Raw genomic sequence first — 22,602 nt, forward strand, 5'->3', positions numbered from 1 at the left:
AGGCAGCGCCAACCAAAGCTCCCCGGAGCGATAACCTCCGCGCACGAGACGGTTGCCGCGGGCGAGCTCCGGGTACTGTTCAACCCAGTCTCGAAAGCGATCATTGGTGACCACGCGCGCATCATAATCGCGGGCCGCAGCGAGAATGACCTCGTCTGCAGGTGTACCTTTGGCGACAACCATTACCCTGCCAACTCGAAGCCCCAAGAGCTTCGCAAGCTCGACATCGCCCTGATACCGATTGACCAGCTTGTATCCAACATTTGCATCGAAAACCACGCAAGGCGCGTAGCCCTTGGTGCTCAGGCATTGCGTGACATCTCTAACCGCAGCGATGTCCGGACCGCGTCCCTTCCAGTGCATGATGTTGGAGCCATCCAGCAGGATCCACGGCGTCTTCACACGCCGCGAAAGGCCAGTTCCCCAGACACGCCAGAGCAGAAGAAGCAGGCTGCCAATCACGCCAGGTCCCGCCAGAAGCACAAGGTCCGAAAGCCCAGGCACGAACAAGCTAGCCAGGAGAGCTGAGAGGGATAAGGCGAAAATGAAGATCAATCCGAACACAGGAGCTCTCCTTCGGCGACAGATAACTACGTGAGCAGCAGCCCAGCAAGCTGGATGTCGCGGGCCCCTTGGCCCCTCGGATTCCCGCCTTCAGGCAAAGAGTAAAGGCAGTCGAAGGCCCCGACCTGACAGCTCCAAAGGAACGGTGAGGCTCAGCCCCTTACGAGACATCCTCCCAAAGTGCTACATGAAGGGGTGCCTTCGATACGAAGCGTGGCGAGTTTTCATCTGATGCACTTTAGCCAACGGCAGTGAGACGTCGGCAGCAGACGCCCTATCGGCGACAGGCGGGGCCGCCGGACCGGTCTTGATCGGCCCTCACCGGTCGGTCGGGCGAAGCGCAGCGGATGAATGGTCGCAGCCCTTTCGCGACATTCGTACAAGGCGCAGCACTACGCCAGGCGGCGGCACAAAGGGCGGGGGCCTGACCCAATCGGTCACAGCGAAGCTGGGGACAGGCGGCCAAGAGAGGTCATCCGCCAGACGACTTTCGTTAGAAGACAAGCACCGATGCCAAGCGGCGAGGTGCTCTAAGCGACCGGGAAGCGCTGAGACAGCGCCGCCAACACAGCGGCGCCATTGCTGCCTGTGATTGTCAGTCTGCACCCGCGGTTCCATTGCAGGAGAGCACCCGGAACATACCGGCTACGTGCGGCTTTCGTGGACAGTTCGATATGGGTTAGAGCACCGCTTTGGGCAGGTTTCTTAATCGCAATAATCTCATCAAGCGGCAGCGAAGCCCCCACTGGCAGGAACTGAATGCGGTCGCCGTCCACTCTAATTTCCCGCACATTTCTGGCCATGACGATCGAAAAAACTCCGGCGAACAGCAATGCGGGGGAGGCCAGCAAGACACCAACGTCGGCGAACTCACGCGCCCAGATCATCGCGCAACTCGCAACTCCCAATGCAATAAAAAACCACCCGAGCCAAAGCATACCTCGGCGCCGGACAGGAAAGACACTTTGACCACAGCTTGAAACCATGATCGGCTGTGCAGAGGCCAGCTTCCTATTGAAACGCAAACCGATAGGGTATGCCGCCATAGCGACCAAAGCCCCTAGAGCTTCGGTCAGGGATATGATGTGCGGAGCAAAAAGATGCCCAAGCCAGACCAATATCAATGTGACCGCTGCCCAGAAAATTTCTTTTATGCCCATGCTATTCACTTTGTCTTGCACCTTGCACGGCTCATGTAGCTGGTCAGTGCGGCGAAAATGCGCCGTGATTATGAAGAAGTAACCGACCGCTTCGGCCGAATGGAGGCCATTCTTGGCGGGGAGTTTGCTGCGGAGCAAGCCGAACAACAGCTTAAAGGAATGCGGCAAAGCGGCATAAGCCAAGGCCGGCCGGCGGCTAAGGGCCGCTTACGCCATCCAGGTTCGTCAGAGACCCAGCGTTCTTCATATCCGCTTCCAACGCTTCCACGGCATTTGTGCAAGCCGCAGCATGACGTCAGGCGCCGACACGAAGGGCGGGAAGAAGACATTCGCTGCGGGCGCAAAATTTCGAGTTCACTTTCGCGATAGCGGACTTTCCTGCCATTCGCTGCAATTGCCCGATCTATGCGGCGATTGCGAGAGGTCATGCTGGAAGGGTGGAGAGCTGCCGTTCGCCGCGGTCGCGATGGCATCCCTACCGCACCGTGGAAGCGGACATTCAGGCGAGAATAACGACCAGGACCAGCTCGATCGACAAGAGGGGGGATTCATCGTCAAAGACCCGCTCCCCACGCCTCCAGTGGGACGCGATCAGCGTGGCGGCCAATACAATGGCACTCACTCAGCGCATTTGTGCAGCAAATCCGTGTAGAGCACAAAGCAACCTCGGATAGCGACTGCCGAGCAGCCGTCGTCGGAGGCTTCCACGCCATCTCAGTGGATGTTCGTTCCGAGCACCGAGCCCTCGTGCGGGTCGTCATGACGCTGCCAGAGCGCGCCTTCATGCAGGATCCAGCCCCCTTCGGCGTCGGGCACGGCATGACGGTCCAGCAGGTCGAGGATCGCCGGGGACGGTCTGACAACGTCAGCATCGATCGGGGCACGCACCGCCTTTTGCACCTGCCAGAGCTTGTGTCGTTCAGTGGGGCCGCTGGCCTCTCCGTAGAGTTCGAGATGGTCCCGCAGGGTTTGCTGGCTGATCTCGCGATAGAGCGGTTGATCAGGTGGGCGCAGCAAACACTTTTCTGCCAATTGCGTGATCTGCTCCGCGTAATCAGGTGCTCTGCCCCCCCAGATCAGCGCGCCCAAGGCCGAGGTCGGGAAACGAAGTCGACTAGGGGAATAGGACGTGTACCAAGAGTCGACCCCGTTCTCCAACAGGAAGACCCGGGCCGCCAGATTTGACGTTGTGGCGCTGAGCAAAGGTAAGTCGCCCGTCCCGCCGCCTTCGGCGGTATTCACCAAGCCGCCATGGTCAATATAGGCCCGCAGGAACACCGTTGCAGGCGACCCGTCGTTGAATATGTGCAGCGACGGCGAGCCGGGGTGGAATAGCTGCACCGCCGAGTAGGCCATGACACTGCCTGATGCGTTCGGGTCGGCCCCGGCCTCCAGCAGCGCCCGGGTCCAGCGGATGTTCTGCTGCCGCACGGCCTCATTCAGCAGCGTGGTCACCGGCAGCGAGACGCCCTGCGGCGCACGCATCACCCGATCAAGCCGCCCACCCATGTCCCGGAGGCCGGCCACGTCAGTGGCGGCATCGGTATAGAGGGCTTTGAGCATGGTCTGCATTTGCGCATCCTCGTCGCCCGCGACTGCAGAGGCCCGGCCGGTGGCAGGGGCCTCATCAAGGCACCGGACCATGTTGGACAAAACCTTGTCCATCGTCTGCTCGTCTTCCGGCAGGTCGAAATAGGCCCGTGTCTGAGGTATGTTGGTGCAGTCCTGATCACCTGGCCGACATGCAGCCAAGGCAATGAGGACAACCCCGAACAGCCAAGCGCGGCGCGGACTCCTCTCTGAGCCGGCTGATCTCCTTGTCATCAGCGCACCGCCAATTTGCGCGATCAAGCGCACGCAACTTGCGTGTTCAATACGTGTCACAGCAGTGTCGCGTCCTCGCCATACGCCGTTGTTCAGCCGATCTGAACCGTCCCGGTTTTTCCCGAGAGAGTTTCTCGGTTTCACGCGACATTATCGAATAACGTCACATTGTTCATTAACCTTCTCATTTGCCCCGGCTGACGGGGTATCCGCGTTTTAATGAAGAAGGCGGCGCATTTTGAACCGCTCGACCCAATACAGGGTCTCCCATACGACAGCATAAGTGCTTTTCCAGGGGCCCAGGCGTGTGATCTCGCGCCGGTCACCATGCCACGCCAGAAGTGGTGTGACCCGTTCGCGGCCCAGATCCCGAAGAGAGCGCCGGGATGGCGGCGGAGCGAATGGCGCGATGACCGCAGGCGACATTTGGAGCGTCCAAAACTTGACTCGCTGGCTTCGTCAGGCAATCCCTACTCGATGCACCACCACACTTGGGGAATATGGATTGGAACCGCTATACTCCGAGAAGTGCCATAAGGACGGCCCAGCGATCGCGACGCCAGTCCTGCGGTTCCACTTGTGGATTGCCGGGACCTTTGCCGATGCGCCAGTCCGCACGGCCTCCGCGCGGGCCGTCGAGGCATTCATCGACCATCTAGGCAAAACCCAGACCTTTTACGCGATGGTCCGGCCGACAGGGTCCAAGTCGCTGAAACTGGCCCGCGCGGGCAAGGGAAGGCTGACCGAGATCTCCCGAGCCGTCGCTACCGGGCTGCCAGATCATCGCTATCTGTACCTGACCGGGACGGACGCGGAGGGATAGCCGGGCCACCCAATGCTGGCCCTTGCGCATGCGCCTCTGCCAATGGCCGAGATCCGGATCGAGCTGCCATGGCAGGCGGAGGGAGCGCTGGACCTGATGGCCCAGGTTGATGCTGCTCTCGAGGGGGTGCCGGTCCCTACCGGTTATATGGGCTACGGCTTTGCCCCGCGCGCGCTTGGCGTAAACTATGTCAGCTTCGTCCCGCCGGCCCAGCGACGCTATCGCTGCGCATTGATGATGGACCCAGTGCCCTTCTCGCCTCTGGTCCGTCACGACCAATCCTTCGTGACCATGCGCCGGCTTGAACAAAAGCGCGCCGCAAAGGGTCGGGCAATTGGCGAGGCGGGCCTGTTCGACTATGTCCCCGGCCTGCCCGACGTCGGTTGTCGGACCTATATCGGCGGCGCCTTGCGCGACCGACTGGCTGTCACCTCCGAGGCGCTTGGGCCGGACCTGACGATTGATGACAGAGGAACTTTTACGACCCTCACCGCCGGGCCCGCACCGATTTGGGGCGACCTGAACCTGAATGAGGACATCAGCGCCTATCAGGCCGCCTTTGCCTACCTTGAACCCGTCATGAGCGACTGGAACATGCGTGTGCGATCCGCACCGGGGTACAGCATAAAAGACAAGGAACGGGTCCGGCAGGCAAAAGCCTATGTGGATCGGTTCGCGGTCGCGGAACAACAAGCCTGAGATACCGGAGCAGACAGATTCCAGGGCCGGGTGGCAGCAAAGGGTGCTGTAGTCTGGCACCTCCCAGTCCAAGCCATCAGACGCAGAAGGCTCTCGACGAAGCCAGTCGTCTGCCTGAGCGGCGGGCCAAACAGAACCTTCTCCAGCCAATGTTGCAAAGGGTACGCTGGCGGCCAAATCCGCCGCTATTACTGCTCGGTCTTCAGCAACGTCCCAAAGACAACATGCAGCTCACGATCTCTATCCGTGAGCGCTTCACCTATGCGCCAAGTGGTAATGCATAGCGTTCTTGTTGGGCCCACAGAGACCGTAGTCACATAAATGTTGGACCGGCCATTCAAGGAACCGCGCGCTGCGTAGACAAAGTTGCCGCTTGGAACCTCTCCTGCTTTCAAAAGAGTAAAATCCTGAGTTTCCTGACTGTCGGACATCACCATGGCACGTGCAGCGCGTTCGCTCTCCAGCCCGTCCTTCGTGCCCCCTCAAAAACCCTGACGCTACCAGCGTATTCATCTACGGCACAGTAAAAGAGGAAATCATCTCCCTCAGCTTCGCGCAGTTCCCATGACGTATCCGCAAGACACATCGAAAGCCCCAAAAGGCTCGTTGACAGCAATGCAGGCAAAAGCGGGGTTTAAAGACAGACAGAGAACGCAGACTGAGACCGCTACCTTAAGAGGGCTGGCTTTCTCAAATTTGGGGCATGACATCGACATTTGAATGGTTCTGCTTTTACATATTTAGCAACAGCTTGGGACTATCTGGCTATCATCTTCATGATGCCCGCGCAATCTACACAGCCAGACGCCGATGCTCACTGTTTGGTTGCGCCACATAGGGTCCGAGTCACAACGCGAGTGCTGCAGTGCCGCAGGCCTGCCGTTGGCGCTCGAAAAATGCAGCGCGATGCACGAATGATCGGCTTCGAGCCCAGAGTGACCGATGCTGCGCGATGCGCAGATGACCGCTATCCACGACTTTGGCGAAGCTTAACTTACGTCTGGGTCTTGAGCCACTTGCGGATACGACCACGCGCGTTTGCATAAGGCGATGACGTGTTGAACTGGATCATCCGACCCTTGGTCCATTTGTCGTACCAGGGCCCGCCATAGAGTTCATTGTCCGAACGTGCCGTGATTGTTTCAACGAGGTTTTCCTTGGCTTTTTTCAAACGATCCAAAAGCTCATGGTAGCCGACGTCATCGTAGTCTTTGTAAAATTTCTGCGCGAGCTGTCCCAGTTCGTTCCACTTAAAACCCGTTTCGGGAAAATCGACATCCTGACCTTTGTCGTCCTGATCCAGCCATTTCAAAACAAGCTCGTTCCAGCCGATGAGATACGACACAAGATCGGCGGGACTCATGGTTGTCCCTTTAACGTGACCTTCGAGTGAGCATTCTCGCGCACGATTCGTCGGCACCTTTGACAAGTCGATGACTAATTTGTCAAACGTCCCTGAAATTGCATCTAACAACTCTGTTTTTGAGGCTGGAATTGCCATGATATTCTCCTTCATAGCAAAGAGAATATAAGCTTTCTCAGTTGGTCAAGTGGGCACGCTTGGCGATCAGTTGGGCTGCGTTAGCCGATATTTTCGTGACGAGGTTCTAGCCTCAAAACTGGTCCATCGCGTCATACTCACTAAAAGGACCATTTGCTCAACGATCTTGCTATAGAAGACATCGGCGCACCTGCACCCAACGGAAGCTTTGTCCCGCACTGCTGACCTTGGGCTGTCACTTAATGCTGCACGTTGCCACCGATGTCCGGTTTGGGGAAGCCGCGCCGCAGCGGGCGCAGCCTATCGAAAGACGGCTATGGGCCGGAAGCGCCAGGAGGCCAAGCCATAGGTCCGCCCGCAGCCATGTCCGCCACCAGCGCAAAGCTGCCATTGAAGCATTGCGTTAGGAAGGTCTTCTTTTGAACTAACGGCATCCCTGGAAGAGGAAGGCTGAGGCAATGCCCCGGCCCCTCTCTCTCCCTGCCCTGCCCGGCCCTCAAGCCGCCCGCGCCGCCCTCTTTGCCTCCCATGGCTTCATTGGCGGCAGGGCCCCGGTGACCTGGTGCGCGGTCAGCCCGCCGTAGATCCGGAAGGTGTCCCGGAGCTCTGTCAGCGCCGACCACCACAGCAGGTAATCCCGCCGGGCGCGCGCCTGATCTCGTGGGTGGTTCTCGATCGTGATCGGACAGCAGCGCAGGTCCACCTCGCGCACCTTGCCGCGGCTGGTGTAGCGTGCCTTGCCGCAGGTCGCGGTCACGGCGGACCGCCCGTGCTTTGTCTGCTTCCAGTCGATGGGCTGCACCTGCGGGGCGAGATTCGAGCCCCACCCCAGGGTTTCGCCCGCGCGGCAGAGATCCGCGGTGACCAGCGCTATGCGCCAGCCACCTATGCCTTCAGGCAGCTGCGCCAGGGCGTCGACCACCGCGTCCGCATCAGGGTGCGGCTCAGACGTTCCCCCGCCCTGCACGCGGCAGCCGAGCTCGGCCTGCCATACCATCACCGTGAAGGACCGGATGGCCCACATGCAAGCCGCCCTGCAGGCCCCGCCTTTCACGGCAGCGCACGAAGCGCGGGCCCGCAAGGTCGCCACCTCCCTCCGCGCCCATGGCGCCTGGGACAGCGGCGACCTGGTCATCCTCGACATCGCCGGTACACGCTACGTCATCGCCGAAATTGGCATGCGCATGCTCACCCCGCGCGAGGTCTTCACCGCCCAGGGCTTCCCCCGCGACTACGTGATCGAGGGCGTCTGGGAACAGGACGATAGCGGTGCGTGGGATTGGCGCAGCTTCACCAAGAACACACAGGTCAGCTGCGTCGGTAACTCCGTCTGCCCGCCCGTCGCCGCAGCCGTGGTGAAGCCGAATTGTAGGCAGTTGGCTGAGAAGGAGGAAGTGGCATGACCGACCGGATGATGTGGGCAGTCGGCCCTGAAGACGGCGAAGGGTGGAAAGCGATCAACGCCCAGACCGAGGCAGGCGCCCGGGCGCAATGAGCAGAACGGAACGGCCAGGAGGACCTGCCCGAGTGGGTCGTCGCGTTGCGCCAGGAGGCCTGGGACGCTCTTCCCGAGTTCACCGGCGCGGACTGGCTTCGCGCCGGCCTGGGCCACACCTGCATCGAGTGCCAGGAGCTCGCCTACCTGAAGTTCGGCGCACGGATCATCGACGGCCAGCCGATCTGCGGCGAGTGCCTCAAGGAACAGGGAGAGATGAAGGAAGCCGAGCATGCGTGACGCCCCCCTTCTGTTCCCACTGGCAGCCCCGCACGCGGCGCGCTGGCGACAGGTTGGCTTTGGCTTTTTGGTCGTCGCCATCTGCTGGCTGATGCTCATCGTGGGACTCATCGCAGGCGCCGCGCTCCAACGCTGGGTGCTTTGATGAAGAACCAAAGCCGCCCCTACTCGCCGGACGATCTCGCTGCACGATGGGGTTGTAGCGGCGAAACGGTACGCAGCATGATCCGAAATGGGAGCCTGCCGGCATTTCGCGTTGGTCGAATGTACCGGATCCGGCCCGAAGTTGTGGAGCAACACGAGTGCGCGAATACCGAATCGGAAAGCTCAATGGCCGCTTCGTCGTCATGTGGAACGAGGCCGATGGAAAGAGGCGACGCTTTCGTCTTGCGGCACACACGGCCAAGGAGGCCGAACGCGAAGTCCGCGATCTGATCCTGAGCAGAACTGCCCCTGCCCAGGGGAAGACCGTGCAGCAAATCTGAGAGGCTTACCAGCTTGAGGTGGAAGGCCGCAGACAAGTAGCCAATCTGGCTCAGACCGGAAAGAACGTGTTGCCGGACTTCGGCCACTTGTCTGCCGCACATGCCTCCATCGAAGACTGCCGTCGTTTCATTGCAAAGCGCAGAAAAGATGGGCGCAAGGATGCAACGATCAGGACAGAATTCGGGTGCTTGCGCACAGCGCTGAGATGGGCCGAGAAGTCCAAGTTGATCGACGCCGCCCCGGCAATCGAGCTTCCATAAACTCCGCCACCTAGAGAACGCTATCTGAACAGGCAGGAGGTTGGAGCACTTCTCGATGCCGCTACAGGGCCGCACCTCCGCCTAGCCATGTTGCTGATGCTCACCACCGCAGGGCGCATTGGTGCGTTGCTGGAGCTCACTTGGTCGCGTGTCGACTTGGACCGACGCATCATCAAGCTTTCAACCTCAGACTTAGGACCTCGCAAGGGCCGGGCGACCGTTCCTATCAACGACACTCTGCTGACTGCACTCACGGCTGCACAGACCGCTGCACGCTCCGGCTTTGTAGTCGAGTGGGGCGGGCGGCAGGTTGGCTCGATCAAGACCGGCTTCAATGCAGCCGTCGCGCGGGCCGGAATCGACCACTGCACCCCGCATGACCTGCGACGAACCGCGGGGCGCTTCATGGCAGAGGCTGGGGTGCCAATTGAAGAAATCGCCCAATATCTCGGGCACTCCAATCCGAATACAACCAGATCGACATACAGCCAATTTTCACCGGACTATCTGCGCCGAGCCGCTGGTTCCCTGGAGTTTGGCGGGCCATCTTCGGTTCAACGAACCATAGGGAAAACCCTAAGGCCAACGTAAGTCATTGATTTTATGGTGACCCCGGCAGGATTCGAACCTGCAACCTGCCCCTTAGGAGGGGGCTGCTCTATCCAGTTGAGCCACGGGGCCACGGGCCCCTCTTACCCGCTCCGTTCCCGCTTGTCATCACGCGCTTTCCGGGCCGGGAACGCTCTAATCCAAGACAAAAAAACCCCTCCAAGCCGGGGAAGCGGGGACGGTTTAAGCTGTCCTTAAAGTGCCGGTGCCATAGCTTCCCCTGATTTTCGGATGGCAGCCTGGGCCTGCCGCGCCCGGGACCCCCGGCGCGTGCGCATGACTAGGGCCATCTCAGCGTTCAAGAGGGTTGACGACATGACGGCAATCAAGGGCCTTGGCAGGACAAACAGGGGGGATGGCGCGGCCTTCTCGCTCCTGGGCAACATGCGACTCGCCGTGAAGCTACCGCTGATTCTGACGGCCTTTGGCCTGATTGTCGCTGCGGTCCTGACCTTCACGTCCTACAATAATTCCCGCAATCTGCTGGAAGATGAGCTGGAGCAGAAGTTCCTGATCGCCGTCCATGGCCGAGCCACCCAGATCACCGACGCCCTGCAGGAAACCGAGGGGCTGATGCGTGCCCAGGCGGAGGATCCGACGGTGGTCGCCGCCCTCAACAGCTTCATGTTGGCCTGGACCGCGCTGGAGGGAGATCCCGGCGAGGTCGTTCGCCAGAACTACGTTCGCGACAATCCCAATCCGCGTGGTGACCGCGACATGCTGCGCGCCTCCCCCGCCGGCACCCAGTTTGACCGGGTGCACGAGAAATATCACCCGTTCCTGGACCAGTTCGCCTCTGTCCGCGATCTTGAGGACGTCTACCTGATCGAGCGGGACGGCAGCGTCGTCTACTCGGTAGAGAAAGAGGCCGATTTCGGCACCAACGTTCTGACCGGCCCCTACCGCGACAGCGCCCTGGCCCGCGCCTTCAGCCGGGCGATCGAAGCGCGCGGCCAGAAAACGATCCTGGAGGATTTCACCGCCTATGCCGGGGCCGAGGGCGATCCCGCCAGCTTCATGGCGCGGGCCGTGCTGGGCCGGGATGGCAGCCCCCTGGGCGTACTGGTCTACAACATGCCCACCGATCGCTTCAACGCGATCCTCAACAGCGCCGACGGGCTTGGCGAGACGGGAGAGGCCTTCCTGATCGGCGATGACCTGCGCCTGCGCAGCAACTCGCGCTTCGACGACGGCCCGCGCATGCTTGACCTTGCGCCCGGCGGCCCGTCGCTGCGCTCCATCCTGGGCGGTGAGAACGAGGTCTTCGTGTCCGGCGTCGGACTGCGCGGCAATCAGGTGGAGATGATGGGCAATGACATCGCATTCGACGGTGTGACCTGGAACCTATTGGTGGAACAGGCTCAGGAGGAAGTCTATGCGCCGGTCCTCGACCTGCGCAACCAGCTGCTGACGCAGGCTCTGGGGCTGATGGTCGTGCTCAGCATCGTCGGGGTGCTGATCGGCCAGTCGATCTCCAAACCCTTCGTTCGCATCGGCGAAGCGATCCGTGGCGTAGCCGATGGCGATCTCTCCTCCGCCATCCCGATGACCGGGCGGCGTGACGACGTGGGCACCCTGGCCAGCAACCTGGAAAACCTGCGCGGCAAGTTGTCGGCGGCGGCGGACATGCGGCGGCGCCAGGAACAGCAGGCCCGCGATCAGCATGCAGTGGTCGAACACCTGACCGGCGCCATCGCCCAGCTGGCCGAGGGCAACCTGACCGGAGTGATCCAACAGGAGTTCGCGGAAGACTACGAGGGCCTGCGCAACGGTTTCAACACGGCCCTGCTGAAGCTGAACGACTCGATCTCGGAACTGGTGACCTCCTCGCGGGAAATCGACAATTCCGCCCATGACGTCGAAAACGCCTCCAACGACCTCAGCCAGCGCGCCATCGAACAGGCTGCCAACCTGGAAGAGACCGCGGCGGCGATCACCGAGCTGTCCGCCTCGGTCAAATCCACCGCGGACAGCGCCGGCGAGGCCGACAACGTCATGACCCGTGCCAAGGAAGGCGCCAAGAAAAGCGGCGAGGTCGTGACCCAGGCGATGATCGCCATGGACAAGATTGCGACCTCCTCCCAGAAGATCACTCAGGTCACCTCGGTCATTGAGGATCTAGCCTTCCAGACCAACCTGCTGGCCCTGAATGCCGGGGTGGAGGCGGCCCGGGCCGGCGAAGCCGGACGCGGTTTCGCAGTCGTCGCCTCCGAAGTGCGAGCTCTGGCACAGCGTAGCTCCGAAGCGGCCAAGGAAATCAACCAGTTGATCCAGGAGGCGGCAGAGAATGTGTCCGGTGGTGTAGAACTGGTCGAAAAGGCCGGCAAGAGCTTCGAGAGCCTGATCGGAGAGTTTGACAAGGTCTCCGCCTCGGTCTCCTCCATCGCTACCGCCGCACGCGAGCTGTCCGTGGGCCTGGAGGAAATCAATGCCGCGGTCGACCAGCTGGATCAGGTCACGCAGAAGAACGCGGCGGTGGCCTCCTCGGTGCATGGCACCGGCAAGCTGATGGTCAGCGAGGCGGCCAAGCTGAACCGCATCTCGGCCGGCTTCCGCTGTGACGAAAGCAAGATGCGCCGCGCCGTGAGCACCAGCACGGCGGTGCCAAAAGCCAGCCAGGCCCGCGCGGTGGCCAATGCCCCCGCCGCCGTGGACAGCCATGGCGCCGACGAATGGGCCGAGTTCTGAGAGCTTCCTCTCCCGACCTCCCCCAGGGAGAGGCAAGACCAGGGGCGTGTCCGATGAGGGGCGCCCCTGGTGACCTCCGTCCGGGACACCCCATCCGTTGATGCTGCTGCCGATGGGTGCGCCAGATGCAGGTCTGGACGGTGAATTTCCGCAAAGCGGAACGGTCTGGCAATGGCGGCTTGCTGAAGGGCGCGCGGACGGGATACGATCTGTTCACCACGGCCCGCGCGCGCCAAGGCGCAGGGCATGACAGACAGGACCGCGCCCTTGACCAGACCGACGAACCGCCCGCTGACCCTTCGCGATGTCTCCGAAGCGTCGGGCGTGTCGGAAATGACTGTCAGCCGCGTCCTGCGCAATCGCGGCGATGTCAGCGAAGCCACCCGGCAGAAGGTCCTGCTGGCGGCAAAGCGGATGGGTTATGTCCCGAACAAGATCGCAGGCGCCCTGGCCAGCCAGCGGGTGAACCTGGTCGCCGTCATCATCCCGTCGATGTCCAACATGGTCTTCCCGGAAGTGATGACCGGCATCTCCCGCGTGCTGGAAACATCGCCTCTGCAACCGGTGGTCGGCGTCACCGACTACCAGCCCGAGAAGGAAGAGACCGTCCTCTATGAGATGCTGTCCTGGCGCCCGTCCGGCGTGATCATCGCCGGGCTGGAACATTCCGACGCCTCGCGCGCCATGCTGAAGGCCTCTGGCATTCCGGTGGTCGAGATCATGGATACCGACGGCACGCCGATCGACAGCGCGGTCGGCATTTCGCACCGCCGCGCCGGGCGTGAGATGGCCCGTGCCATCCTGCGCGCCGGGTATCGTAAGATCGGTTTCATGGGCACCAGGCTGGGCCGCGACCATCGCGCCCGCAAACGGTTTGAGGGCTTCACCGAGGCCCTGGCGAAAAGCGGGATCGAGATCGCCGACACCGAGTTCTACACTCAGGGGTCCGGTCTCGGCAAAGGGCGCGAGATGACCAAGGCGATGATGGAACGCCGCCCTGACCTCGATTGTCTCTATTATTCCAATGACATCGTCGGCGCCGGCGGGCTGCTGTGGATGATGGAGCAGGGCTACGACATCCCCGGTCAGATCGGCATGGCCGGCTTCAACGATGTCGAACTGCTGAAGGGCCTGCCGAAGAAACTGGCGACGATGGATTCCTGCCGCGAAGAAATCGGACGCCGCGCCGCCGAGATCATCCTGGAGCGCGTCGAACACCCGGACACGCCCCCCGCCGGCAAGGTGGAACTGAGCCCGAAGATCAACTTCGGCGACACCCTGCGGTTGGGCTAGGTGACACGCCCGCAGCTCGACAATGCGACAGCCCGGCGGCTGTTCCTGCACCGTCACCAGCTGGGCCAGACGCCGGCCGGCCCCGGCAAGGGCGCCGACCTGCTGGCGCTGATCGAACAGCTGGGCTTCGTCCAGGTCGATTCGGTGAACACCCTGGCCCGCGCCCACGACATGATCCTCTACGCGCGCCGCCCGGCCTATCGCCCGGCGCATCTTTCGCGGCTGATCGAACGCGATCGCAGCCTGTTCGAGCACTGGACCCATGACGCCTCCGTCATCCCCACGGCCTACCTGCCGCACTGGCGCCTGCGGTTTCAGCGCGACGCGGCGCGCCTGCGGGGCCGCTGGCCGCGTTGGCAGGGCGAGGCCTTCCTGGCCGAGTTGCAGCAGGTCCGCGACCATGTCACCGCCCATGGCGAGGTCTGTTCCGCTGACCTGAAGGCGGCGGAAGCCGAAAAATCCACCGGCTGGTGGGACTGGCACCCGTCGAAGGCGGCGTTGGAGTACCTCTGGCGCAGCGGCGAGCTGGCGATTTCGCGGCGCAAGGGGTTCCGGAAATACTACGATCTGACCGAGCGGGTGCTGGGCTGGCCCGACCAGCCGCCCGAGGCGGAGACCCTGGACTGGCTGATGGCCGGCGCGCTGGACCGGCTGGGCTTTGCCACGCCGGGCGAACTGGCCGCCTTCTGGGATATCGCGACACCGGCGGAGGCGAAGGACTGGACGCAGCGCGCTCTGGACGCCGGTCAGGTCGAAGAGATCGAGATCGCGGGCCACGACGGCAAACTGCGGCGCAGCATCGCCCGCCCTGGCATGGCGGCAGCCGCCGCTACCCTGCCCCCCGCTCCGCCCCGCCTGCGCGTGCTTAGCCCCTTCGACCCGGCGCTGCGCGACCGGGCGCGGGCGCAGCGGCTCTTCGGCTTTCACTACCGAATCGAGATCTTCGTGCCGGCGCCGAGACGGATCTACGGCTACTACGTCTTCCCCCTGCTGGAAGGGGAACGGATGGTGGGCCGGATCGACATGAAGGCGGAGCGGGACAGCGGCACCCTGGCCGTCACCCGTCTGTGGCCCGAGCGCGGCATCCGGTTCGGCCAGGGCCGTATCGCCCGGCTGGAAGCGGAACTGACCCGCGTCGCGCGGTTCGCCGGGCTGGAACAGATCCGCTTTGCCCCCGACTGGCTGGCAGATCCGAAATAGCCGGACCAAAGCAGAAGGGCCGCCCCGCGGCGACCCTCCTTCCGTTTTCAACGGGATGGCGGCGCGATCAGCCCGCCGCGGTCACCGCACGGCCGGTCAGCACCTTGGCCAGATGCGCCCGGTATTCGGCGGAGCCGTGCAGATCGGCCATCATGCCATCCGCATCCAGCGACAGCGCCGAAACGGCCCCGGCAGAGAAATTGCCCGACAGCGCCTCTTCGGCCTCGGACCAGCGGAACACACCCTCTTCGGAGGCGCCGGTGATGGCCACGCGCACGCCACCCGCAAATTTCGCCACGAAAACCCCGGCCAGGGCAAAGCGTGAGGCGGGCTGTTCGAACTTCACATAGGCCGCCGCCTCGGGGATCGGGAAGGTGACGCGAGTGATGATCTCGCCCTCTTCCAGCGCGGTGGCGAACATGCCCTCGAAATACTCGTCCGCCGGGATCTCGCGGCGGTTGGTCACCACCGTCGCGCCCGAGGCCAGGGCGGCCGCCGGATAACAGGCGGCGGGGTCGTTGTTGGCCAGGCTGCCGCCGATGGTGCCCCGGTTGCGCACCGCCGGGTCGCCGATGTTGCCCGCCAGCGCGGCCAGCGCCGGGTAGGCCTCCGCCACCTCCCTTGCCACCGTCGCATGGGTGGTCGCCGCGCCGATGGTCACCCTGTCGCCGCCCACCGTCACCCCCTTCAGCGCCTCGATCCCCAGCAGACTGACCAGGGTTTCGGGCGCGTTCAGGCGCTGTTTCATCGTCGGGATCAGGGTCTGACCGCCGGAGAGGGGCTGGGCCTCGTCATCCGCCAGGGCCGCCACCGCCTCTTCCACCGTCGAAGGTTTCACGAAGTCGAAATTGTACATGGGTTCTCTCCCTGTTGAGGTTCCGCGAGGCCCGAAAGGCCCCGCGAAGTCCCTGACGGATCAGGCGTTCATCGCGGCCCAGACTCTGGCGGGCGACAGCGGCATGTCAATATGCGAGACCGATTTCCCGTCCCGTTGCAGCGCGTCGATCACCGCGTTGACCAGCGCGGGCGGTGATCCGATGGCCCCGGCCTCGCCACAGCCTTTGACCCCAAGGGGGTTGTGGGTGCAGGGCGTCTGGCAGGAATGATCCACGTCGATCATCGGCAGGTCGGAAGCACGCGGCATGGCGTAATCCATGTAGCTGGCCGACAGAAGCTGCCCATCCGCATCATAGACACAGTTTTCCAGCAGGGCCTGCCCGATCCCCTGACCGACACCGCCCTGCACCTGCCCCTCGACGATCATCGGGTTGATGACATTGCCGAAATCATCGGCAGCGGCGAAGCTCTGCACCTCGACCCGGCCGGTGTCGGGGTCGACCTCCACCTCGCAGATGTAGCAGCCCGAGGGGTAGGTGAAGTTGGCCGGATCGTAGAAGGCCGTCTCTTCCAGCCCCGGTTCGATGTCATCCAGCGGGTAGTTGTGCGGCACGTAAGCCGCCAGGGTCACGTCGCCCCAGGCCACGGATTTATCGGTGCCCGCGACGCTGAAGGCGCCGTCCTTCAGCTCGATGTCGGCCTCGGAGGCCTCCATCAGGTGGGCGGCGATCTTCTTTGCCTTGGCGATGATCTTCTCCGTCGCCCGCACCATGGCCGAACCGCCGACCGCGATCGACCGCGAGCCATAGGTGCCCATGCCCATGGGCGTGTTGGCGGTGTCACCATGCACGATCTCCACCTGGTCGGGCGAGATGCCGATCATATCCGCCACCACCTGCGGGAAGGAGGTTTCATGCCCCTGCCCGTGGGAATGGCTGCCGGTCATCACCACCAGCCCGCCGGTGGCGTTCACCCGCACCGTGGCGGATTCGTAAAGGCCCGCGCGGGCGCCCAGCTGACCCACCAGGTTCGAGGGCGCGATGCCGCAGGCCTCGATGTAATGCGACAGGCCGATCCCGCGCAGCTTGCCCTTCGCGGCGGAGGCCGCCCGGCGCGTTTCGAAGCCCGCATAGCCGGCCATCTGCATGGCCTTGTCGAGCGTCGCCTCGTAGTCACCGGTGTCGTATTCGACGGCGACCGGGGTGGCATAGGGGAACTGGTCCTTGCGGATGAAATTCTGCCGCCGCAGCTCTGCCGGATCCACCCCCAACTCCCGCGCGGCCTTGTCGACGACACGTTCCAGCTGGAAGGTCGCCTCGGGCCGCCCGGCCCCGCGATAGGCATCCACCGGCACGGTATTGGTAAAGACCGCCTTCACGTTCACGTAGATCAGCGGCGTGCGATAGTTGCCCGCCATCAGCGTGCCGTGCAGCCATGTCGGCACCGAGGGGGCGAAGGTCGACAGATAGGCGCCCATGTTGGCATAGGTGTCGGTGCGCAGCGCGGTAAAGTTGTTGTCGGCGTCCAGCGCCAGCTGGATCTTGGTCACATGGTCGCGCCCGTGAGCGTCCGAGATGAAGGCCTCGGACCGGGTCGAGGTCCATTTCACCGGCCGCCGCAGCTGTTTCGCGGCGAAGGTGCAAAACGCCTCTTCGGCATAGTGGAAAATCTTGGTGCCGAAACCACCGCCCACATCGGGCGCCACGACGCGCAGCTTGTGTTCCGGGATGCCCAGCACGAAGGCCCCCATCAGCAGGCGGATCACATGGGGGTTCTGCGAGGTGGTGTAGAGCGTCGAGCTGTCGTCGTGCAACGCGTAGTCGCCGATGGCCACGCGCGGCTCCATCGGGTTGGCGACAAGGCGGTTGTTGACCAGCTCCAGCGTGGTGACATGGGCAGCGTTTGCAAACGCCTCCTCGACCGCCGCCTTGTTCTCCTCGACGAAGCCCCAGTCGTAGCACAGGTTCGAGGTCAGCTCGTCATGCACCTTGGGCGCACCTTCGGCCACGGCCTGCTTCATGTCGATGACCGCCGGCAGGTCCTCGGTGTCCAGCTCGATCGCCTCGGCGGCGTCGCGGGCCTGCTCCAGCGTCTCGGCGACCACCGCGGCGACGATTTCGCCCACGTGGCGGATCTTGCCTTCGGCCAGGATCGGGTGCTTCGGCTCCTGCATGGGCTGGCCGTGCTTGTCCGTCACCTGCCAGCCGCAGGGCAGGCCGCCGACGCCCTCGAAATCCTTCGCGGTGAAGATGCGCAGCACGCCGGGCATTTCGGCGGCGGCGCTGGTGTCGACCGCGTTCAGCGTCGCATGGGCCACATCGGCACGCAGGAAATGCACATGGGCCTGGCCGCGCAGATTGATGTCGTCGGTGTAACGTCCGGTTCCGGTCAGGAAACGCAGGTCTTCGCGCCGCTTCACGCTGGCGCCGATGCCGTCCTTGGGCATGGTCTCTCCTCCCTTGGGTGCTGCCACGACAACCGTGGCGACGCGCCGCGTGGCACGCCAGACGGGCCGCGCCCCTCCTCCGGGCGCGGAACCGGATGCTTACTCGGCCGCCACCGCGACCGGCTGGCCCGAGGCCGCCTGGATCGCCTTGACGATGTTGTGGTAGCCGGTGCAGCGGCAGATGTTGCCGTCCAGGTGGTGGCGGATCTGCGCCTCGGTGGGCTGCGGGATCTCCTCCAGCAGCGCCGCGGCGGCCATCACCATGCCCGGGGTGCAGAACCCGCATTGCAGACCGTGGTAATCCTGGAAGGCCTGCTGGATCGCGGACAGGCTGCCATCGGCATTGGCCATCCCCTCGATCGTGGTGACCTCCGCGCCCTCCGCCTCGGCGGCGAACATGGTGCAGCTTTTGACCTGTTTGCCGTCCACATGGACGGTACAGGCGCCGCATTGCGAGGTGTCGCAGCCAATATGGGTGCCTGTCAGCCCCAGCTCTTCTCGCAGGAAGGCCGACAGCAGCGTACGCCCCTCGGCCTCGCCACTGACCTGCCGGCCATTGACGTGCATCGTGACTTTCATTCTCTCCTCCCTAGGTGGCGCAAGGTCACGCGGCCTCCCCGCCGCGCCCGAAGCTGCCTTGTTAAAAAGGCTAGGCCCGGGATTGGGGCGGAGACCATACGACTAAAGTCGTAGTAGCGAAGAGACGCTATTGTGAGTCACCCATAGGTGTGGATCGATTGCCATGGGGATGGCCGCCTTTGCCAGAGCGGCCGACGTCATGTAGCATCAGATCATATGAAGGCGGAGGGACACGCCGATGGATCATAACCGCATGGAAACCGCGCTGGTCGTCGATGACCACCCGTTGTTTTGCGAGGCGCTGGCGCTGACGCTGCGCAGCGTGGCCGGCATCAGCGACATCCGCAAGGCCGCGACGTTGCAGGAGGCGCTGGAGCAGTTGCAGGCCCATGGCGTGCCCAATGTCATCATCCTGGACCTGAACCTGCCGGACGTGACCGGCCTGGACGGCCTGGTCAGGCTGCGCAACGCGGCGGGCGTGCCCGTGGTCGTGGTGTCCTCCATGTCGGAGGACCGGCTGATCGCCTCGGCGATTCGCGCCGGGGCATCTGGCTATATTCCAAAGCACAGCGATCGCGAGGTTTTCCGCACCGCCTTCGACCACCTGCGCCGCGGCGACACCTTCGTGCCCGAGGGCTACCTCAGCAGCAGCGACAGCCCCGACGACAGCAGCGCGATGGACCGCGACGAGGCGCTGGCGCGCATGGCCACGCTGACCAATCAGCAGGCACGGATCCTCGACCTGATCAAGGCGGGCAAACTGAACAAGCAGATCGCCTTCGAGCTGTCGATCGCCGAGACCACGGTGAAGGCCCATGTCACCGCGATCATGCGCAAGCTGGGGGTGCAAAGCCGTACTCAGGCCGCGCTTCTGGCCAGCGAGGCCAGTTTCAGGAACGTCCTACTGGGAGAGGGGTGAGCCACGGTGAGAGTCCAGGCCCCTCCCATGCAACGCGTGCCCCTGACCTTGGGCCGTGAGCCGACAGGGGCAGGGCCGCTCGCGCCCGCAGACCGGTCCAGGCCATCGAACGGTAGGGTGTCAGGACCGCAGGCCGCACCGGAGACCACGACGCCCGGTGGCGCCTTTCGGGACAGCCGTGCCATCGGCTGCCACGCGGGCGGCGAGATCGACGCCTCTGGCTATGCCGCGGGCCGGCTGGTCGGCCTGGGTCTGCCGCGCAGCCACTTTCGCGCCCGGGCCCTGGCCTTCACCGAGGCAGAAGCCCAGGCCACGACCACCCTGGTGCGCCGGATCCTGCAGGCCCGCGGGGCCCTGCAACAGGAGGCCCCGGACTGGTCGGAAGATTTCGCCGTCCTGCTGATCGACGGCGCCCGCCTGACTGCGGAAACCGTGGCAGCCCGCATCGCCTCCGCCCTGGGTCCGATCCCCATGATCGGCGCCAGCCTCGCCCCCGCGGCGGTCCCGTCGCCCCCCCATGCGGACACCGCCCGCGTGATCTTCGGCTCCGGCAATGTTGCCTGCGGCGCCATGCTGCTGATGGTGCGCGGGCGCTGTCCGGTCCGGGCCTTTCGCAGTGATCACTTCACCCCCACCGACCGGCGCATGGTCGTCACCGCCGCCGATCCCGCCCTCCGCCTGGTCACCGGGATCAACGGCGCGCCGGCCACACAGGAATATGCGCGCCTGACAGGGCTGGACCCGACCCGCCTGGGGCCGGCCGACTTCATCGCCCACCCGCTTCTGGTGCGCGTCGGCGAAGAGCATTTCATCCGCGCCATCCGCCGGGTGACGCCCCAGGGCGCGCTGGAATTCCGCTCCGCCGTGGGGGAGGGCATGGTGCTGACCCTGGCGCGGGCCGGCGACATGGCCGTAAGCCTGAACCGCGACCTGGAGGCCCTGCGCCGTGACAGCCCGACGGGCGCCGCGCCCGACATGATCCTGGCCTTCGATTCCCATCTGCGCCGCAGCGAAGCGACCGCCCGCGGCCAGTCGGACCGCCTGTCGGCCATCATGGCCCGGCACCGGCTGCGCGGCCTGTCCAGCCATGGCGAACAACAGGGCGGTCGCCACCTGAACCACAGCCTGGCGGGCCTGGCGATCTACCCGCCACCGCCAGACGCATAGCCATGACCGAAATGTCCGACCTCATCGACCCAGGCGAACCGCCGGAAGACCAGATCGCCCGGCTACGGGTCATCGCCGAGGCGCTGATGCGACGCGTCGAACAGCAACCCGACCTGTCCGAGGCCACCTTTGCTCAGCTGCATCGTACCACCCTGCTGGAACAGGAGGTGCACAATCGCACCCGCGAGCTGGAAGAGACGCTGGACCTCTTGAACGCCGCCAACGAACGCCTGGCCAGTTCCTACCGGGAAAAGGAGGCGGTGCGCACCAACCTGATCAACGCAATCGAGGCGGTGCAGGGCGGTTTTGCCCTGTTCAGCCGCGACGAAGAGCTGGTGCTGTGCAACTCGCGCTTCGGCATGCATATGCCCGACCTGCGCGCCGCCCTGGCCCCCGGGCTGACCTTCGCGGACTATATCGACCTTGTCAGCCGGTCACCGCACCTGACCCTGCCGCCGGGCGAGTCGCGCGAGGACTGGAAACGCCGGCGCCTGGCGCGCCACCAGGATCAGAACCTGCGCCTGAACGTGCGGCTGAACTGGAACCGCTGGGTGCAGGTCAGCGAACACCGCACCCCCGACGGGGGCATCGTCATCCTGCAAACCGATGTGACCGATATCATGCGGATCGAGCGGCAGGAACGCGAACGCATGCTGGACGACCAGGCCCGGCTCATCCGCGCCACGCTGGAACATCTTGACCAGGGGGTCTGCATCTTCGACCGGCAATCCCGGCTGGTCGGCTGGAACCGCCGCGTGGGCGAGATGCTCGCCTTCCCCCTGCGCATGTTCTACATGGGCATCCACGCCGAGAAGCTGATCGACTGGATGAGCGAAAGCTTCACCTTTACCGACGGGATCGAGGGCGACATGGTGCGCAACTGGACCCGCCGCAAGGATGGGCGCCCACCGCTGAGCTTCGAGATCGAAAGCGCCGACGACCTGACGCTGGGGGTCTTCGCCCAGGAAATGCCCGACCGTGGCTTCGTCATCAGCTTCACCGACATCACCAATGAACGCGCCGCGGTCCGCGCGCTCAGCTTCCTCAACGAGGCGCTGGAGGCGCGGGTGTCGGAACGCACCGAGGAGCTGGAGGCCGCCCTGGCCGAGGCCGCCCTCGCCAACGAGACCAAGTCGCGCTTCGTCGCCGCCGCCAGCCATGACCTGTTGCAGCCACTGTCGGCGGCCAAGCTGTTCCTGGCCTCCGCCGAGGACGAGGCCTCCGAGGAGGCGGCGCCGGTGCTCGGCAAGGCCCGGCGGGCGCTGGAAAGCGTCGAACACCTGATGGACGCGCTGGTCGACATTTCGCGCCTCGATTCGGGGCGAACGGAGGTGCATGTCGGCAAGGTCTCCCTGTCGCGGCTGATGCGGCAGCTGGCCGATGAACTGGCGCCGGAGGCGCGCGCCAAGGGGCTGGACCTGCGGGTGGTGCCGACCACTGCCGTGGTGGCCAGCGATCCGACGTACCTGCGCCGCATCCTGCAGAACCTGCTGACCAACGCCGTGCGCTACACCCGCGAGGGCAGCGTGCTGATGGGCGCCCGGCGGCACGCCAACCGGGTGACGGTGGAGGTGATCGACACCGGCCCCGGCATCCCCGAGGACCGCATGCGCGACATCTTCCGGGAGTTTCAGCGCCTCGATTCCGCCGCCAGCGCGTCGGAAGGAATGGGGCTGGGCCTGGCCATCGTGGAACGCGCCTGCAGCCTGCTGAACCACGACCTGACCCTCACGTCCGAGCTGGGCAAGGGCACGCGGTTCGCCGTGACCCTGCCCGTCCTGCGGTTCGATTCGTAGACGCAGCAGGCGGGTT

General features: G+C 64.0%; 21 protein-coding genes, 1 tRNA gene and 2 pseudogenes. 14 read left to right on the forward strand and 10 right to left on the reverse strand.

Annotation, left to right across the window (positions count from 1 at the left end; translation table 11 throughout):
* The 3 genes from CVM50_RS17800 to CVM50_RS17810 all read right to left on the reverse strand — a co-directional run.
* Positions 1-564, reverse strand: a 564-nt coding sequence (locus CVM50_RS17800; protein ID WP_232618289.1) for an NYN domain-containing protein, incomplete at its 3' end; no start/stop codon positions are given.
* A 530-nt stretch (positions 565-1,094) separates the two neighbouring features.
* Entirely contained in the window at positions 1,095-1,907 is an 813-nt protein-coding gene (locus CVM50_RS17805; RefSeq protein WP_085888720.1) for a hypothetical protein, read from the reverse strand.
* A 531-nt stretch (positions 1,908-2,438) separates the two neighbouring features.
* Positions 2,439-3,608: a hypothetical protein gene (locus CVM50_RS17810; RefSeq protein WP_143515619.1), complete on the reverse strand. Its 1,170-nt coding sequence runs from the start codon at positions 3,606-3,608 to the stop codon at positions 2,439-2,441.
* A gap of 445 nt (positions 3,609-4,053) precedes the next feature.
* Between CVM50_RS17810 and CVM50_RS21775 the strand changes: the two genes are divergently transcribed.
* Positions 4,054-4,371, forward strand: coding sequence for a hypothetical protein (locus CVM50_RS21775; RefSeq protein ID WP_085888722.1), 318 nt, complete (start codon positions 4,054-4,056; stop codon positions 4,369-4,371).
* A 12-nt stretch (positions 4,372-4,383) separates the two neighbouring features.
* The gene (locus CVM50_RS21780) at positions 4,384-5,070 is read left to right on the forward strand and encodes a hypothetical protein (RefSeq protein WP_085888723.1); all 687 of its coding nucleotides are present in this window, start codon (positions 4,384-4,386) and stop codon (positions 5,068-5,070) included.
* Positions 5,071-5,109: 39 nt separating this feature from the next.
* Here CVM50_RS21780 and CVM50_RS17815 read toward each other — a convergent pair.
* The 3 genes and pseudogenes from CVM50_RS17815 to CVM50_RS22020 all read right to left on the reverse strand — a co-directional run.
* Positions 5,110-5,210, reverse strand: a pseudogene (locus CVM50_RS17815) (transposase); the annotation flags it as partial.
* Positions 5,211-6,064: 854 nt separating this feature from the next.
* The gene (locus CVM50_RS17820) at positions 6,065-6,571 is read right to left on the reverse strand and encodes a ClbS/DfsB family four-helix bundle protein (RefSeq protein WP_085888724.1); all 507 of its coding nucleotides are present in this window, start codon (positions 6,569-6,571) and stop codon (positions 6,065-6,067) included.
* Positions 6,572-7,067: 496 nt separating this feature from the next.
* Positions 7,068-7,595: a hypothetical protein gene (locus CVM50_RS22020; RefSeq protein WP_232618290.1), complete on the reverse strand. Its 528-nt coding sequence runs from the start codon at positions 7,593-7,595 to the stop codon at positions 7,068-7,070.
* On the opposite strand from CVM50_RS22020, the gene CVM50_RS22025 reads away from it, so the two are divergent.
* The 6 genes and pseudogenes from CVM50_RS22025 to CVM50_RS22035 all read left to right on the forward strand — a co-directional run bounded on the left by CVM50_RS22025 (position 7,585) and on the right by CVM50_RS22035 (position 9,643).
* The gene (locus CVM50_RS22025) at positions 7,585-7,974 is read left to right on the forward strand and encodes a DNA cytosine methyltransferase (RefSeq protein WP_232618291.1); all 390 of its coding nucleotides are present in this window, start codon (positions 7,585-7,587) and stop codon (positions 7,972-7,974) included. The genes CVM50_RS22020 and CVM50_RS22025 overlap by 11 nt on opposite strands.
* Before the next feature lie 137 nt (positions 7,975-8,111).
* Entirely contained in the window at positions 8,112-8,306 is a 195-nt protein-coding gene (locus CVM50_RS17835; protein WP_085888726.1) for a hypothetical protein, read from the forward strand.
* The gene (locus tag CVM50_RS21515; protein ID WP_157792224.1) at positions 8,299-8,451 is read left to right on the forward strand and encodes a hypothetical protein; all 153 of its coding nucleotides are present in this window, start codon (positions 8,299-8,301) and stop codon (positions 8,449-8,451) included. The genes CVM50_RS17835 and CVM50_RS21515 overlap by 8 nt, the downstream gene beginning before the upstream one ends.
* Positions 8,451-8,594: pseudogene (locus tag CVM50_RS22280) on the forward strand (helix-turn-helix domain-containing protein); the annotation flags it as partial. The gene CVM50_RS21515 and the pseudogene CVM50_RS22280, both read left to right, overlap by 1 nt.
* Before the next feature lie 14 nt (positions 8,595-8,608).
* Positions 8,609-8,791 (forward strand): hypothetical protein, encoded by a 183-nt coding sequence (locus tag CVM50_RS22030; RefSeq protein WP_232618292.1) that lies wholly within the window; start codon positions 8,609-8,611, stop codon positions 8,789-8,791.
* 285 nt (positions 8,792-9,076) lie between these two features.
* Complete coding sequence (locus CVM50_RS22035) at positions 9,077-9,643, forward strand: site-specific integrase (protein WP_232618299.1); 567 nt, start codon at positions 9,077-9,079, stop codon at positions 9,641-9,643.
* A gap of 13 nt (positions 9,644-9,656) precedes the next feature.
* On the opposite strand, the gene CVM50_RS17850 is transcribed toward CVM50_RS22035, so the two are convergent.
* Positions 9,657-9,733, reverse strand: a tRNA-Arg gene (locus CVM50_RS17850).
* 243 nt (positions 9,734-9,976) lie between these two features.
* Here CVM50_RS17850 and CVM50_RS17855 point away from each other — a divergent pair.
* The 3 genes from CVM50_RS17855 (at position 9,977) to CVM50_RS17865 (ending at position 14,842) form a co-directional block, all read left to right on the forward strand.
* Positions 9,977-12,349 (forward strand): methyl-accepting chemotaxis protein, encoded by a 2,373-nt coding sequence (locus CVM50_RS17855; RefSeq protein ID WP_159457059.1) that lies wholly within the window; start codon positions 9,977-9,979, stop codon positions 12,347-12,349.
* 267 nt (positions 12,350-12,616) lie between these two features.
* Positions 12,617-13,642, forward strand: a complete 1,026-nt coding sequence (locus CVM50_RS17860; protein ID WP_085888729.1) for a LacI family DNA-binding transcriptional regulator — start codon at positions 12,617-12,619, stop codon at positions 13,640-13,642.
* A complete protein-coding gene (locus CVM50_RS17865) occupies positions 13,643-14,842 on the forward strand; it encodes a winged helix-turn-helix domain-containing protein (protein WP_085888730.1) in 1,200 nt (399 codons plus the stop codon). It begins immediately after the preceding gene.
* A gap of 67 nt (positions 14,843-14,909) precedes the next feature.
* On the opposite strand, the gene CVM50_RS17870 is transcribed toward CVM50_RS17865, so the two are convergent.
* From CVM50_RS17870 to CVM50_RS17880, 3 genes are all read right to left on the reverse strand, one after another.
* On the reverse strand, positions 14,910-15,698 hold the full coding sequence (locus tag CVM50_RS17870) for an FAD binding domain-containing protein (protein WP_085888731.1): 789 nt from the start codon (positions 15,696-15,698) through the stop codon (positions 14,910-14,912).
* Between the two features lie 60 nt (positions 15,699-15,758).
* The gene (locus tag CVM50_RS17875) at positions 15,759-18,125 is read right to left on the reverse strand and encodes a xanthine dehydrogenase family protein molybdopterin-binding subunit (RefSeq protein ID WP_085888732.1); all 2,367 of its coding nucleotides are present in this window, start codon (positions 18,123-18,125) and stop codon (positions 15,759-15,761) included.
* A 99-nt stretch (positions 18,126-18,224) separates the two neighbouring features.
* Positions 18,225-18,704, reverse strand: coding sequence for a (2Fe-2S)-binding protein (locus tag CVM50_RS17880; RefSeq protein ID WP_085888733.1), 480 nt, complete (start codon positions 18,702-18,704; stop codon positions 18,225-18,227).
* A gap of 238 nt (positions 18,705-18,942) precedes the next feature.
* Here CVM50_RS17880 and CVM50_RS17885 point away from each other — a divergent pair, with 238 nt between their 5' ends.
* The 3 genes from CVM50_RS17885 (at position 18,943) to CVM50_RS17895 (ending at position 22,586) form a co-directional block, all read left to right on the forward strand.
* On the forward strand, positions 18,943-19,623 hold the full coding sequence (locus tag CVM50_RS17885) for a response regulator (protein WP_085888734.1): 681 nt from the start codon (positions 18,943-18,945) through the stop codon (positions 19,621-19,623).
* A 117-nt stretch (positions 19,624-19,740) separates the two neighbouring features.
* A complete protein-coding gene (locus CVM50_RS17890; RefSeq protein ID WP_159457060.1) occupies positions 19,741-20,790 on the forward strand; it encodes an FIST signal transduction protein in 1,050 nt (349 codons plus the stop codon).
* A gap of 2 nt (positions 20,791-20,792) precedes the next feature.
* Complete coding sequence (locus tag CVM50_RS17895) at positions 20,793-22,586, forward strand: PAS-domain containing protein (protein WP_232618293.1); 1,794 nt, start codon at positions 20,793-20,795, stop codon at positions 22,584-22,586.
* Positions 22,587-22,602 lie beyond the last annotated feature (16 nt).

The organism is Pseudooceanicola marinus (assembly GCF_002786295.1).
Taxonomy (GTDB): domain Bacteria; phylum Pseudomonadota; class Alphaproteobacteria; order Rhodobacterales; family Rhodobacteraceae; genus Pseudooceanicola; species Pseudooceanicola marinus.